At 56.1% G+C, this 1,079-nt stretch carries 2 protein-coding genes; both read left to right on the forward strand.

Going from position 1 to position 1,079, the window contains the following annotated elements:
- Positions 1–669: ABC transporter permease subunit (locus FDW87_RS22810; RefSeq protein WP_252363213.1), on the forward strand; the 669-nt coding region annotated here is incomplete at its 5' end.
- Positions 653–1,079 (forward strand): thiamine ABC transporter ATP-binding protein (gene thiQ / locus FDW87_RS22815; RefSeq protein ID WP_252363214.1); only part of this gene is annotated, 427 nt, incomplete at its 3' end. The genes FDW87_RS22810 and thiQ, both read left to right, overlap by 17 nt.

The raw sequence follows: 1,079 nt of genomic DNA on the forward strand, positions 1-1,079 counted from the left end.
AACCGCCATATGCTGGATGTTCTTAAGCAACCTGTACTGTGGCACGCACTGGGAACCTCGCTGCGCATTGCGCTGGCGGCAGGTGCGTTGTGCGTAGTTCTCACCATGATGCTGTTATGGAGCAGTCGTGAACTGCGTGCCCGACAGCAGGTGCTGGCAGGTCAGATGCTGGAACTTAGCGGCATGATGATCCTCGCCATGCCGGGCATCGTGCTGGCAACCGGCTTCTTTCTGCTGCTCAATAACACCATTGGACTCCCCGAATCAGCCGACGGGATTGTCATTTTTACCAATGCGCTGATGGCGATCCCTTACGCGCTGAAGGTACTGGAAAACCCAATGCGGGACATCACCGCCCGCTACAGTATGTTGTGCCAGTCGTTGGGAATTGAGGGATGGTCGCGCCTGAAAGTGGTTGAACTGCGTGCCCTGAAGCGCCCGCTGGCGCAGGCGATGGCTTTTGCCTGCGTGCTGTCGATTGGCGATTTTGGCGTGGTCGCGCTATTTGGTAATGAGGATTTCCGCACCCTGCCGTTTTATTTATATCAGCAGATTGGCTCTTATCGCAGTCAGGATGGCGCAGTTACGGCGTTATTGCTGCTGATCCTGTGCTTTACGCTGTTTACCGTTATTGAGAAATTGCCGGGTCGAAATGTTAAAACTGATTGATATAACATGGCTTTATCACCATTTGCCGATGCGCTTTACGCTGTCGATCGCACGCGGTGAGCAGGTCGCGATCCTCGGGCCCAGCGGCGCCGGGAAAAGTACGCTGCTGAATCTGATCGCCGGCTTTCTCACGCCTGCCAGCGGTACCATGTTGATTGAAGGTGAAGATCACACCGCCACGCCTCCATCACGTCGCCCCGTTTCGATGCTGTTTCAGGAAAATAACCTGTTCAGCCACCTGAGCGTGCAGCAAAACATCGGCCTGGGCCTTAACCCGGGATTGAAGCTGAACGCATCGCAGCGGGAGAAAATGCATCACATCGCCCAGCAAATGGGGATCGACTCACTGCTGGAGCGCCTCCCCGGTGAGCTTTCCGGCGGTCAGCGACAGCGCGTAGCGCTGGCGCGTT

Origin of the sequence: Citrobacter sp. wls826 (assembly GCF_005281245.1) — a bacterium.
Classification (GTDB): Bacteria; Pseudomonadota; Gammaproteobacteria; order Enterobacterales; family Enterobacteriaceae; genus Citrobacter; species Citrobacter braakii.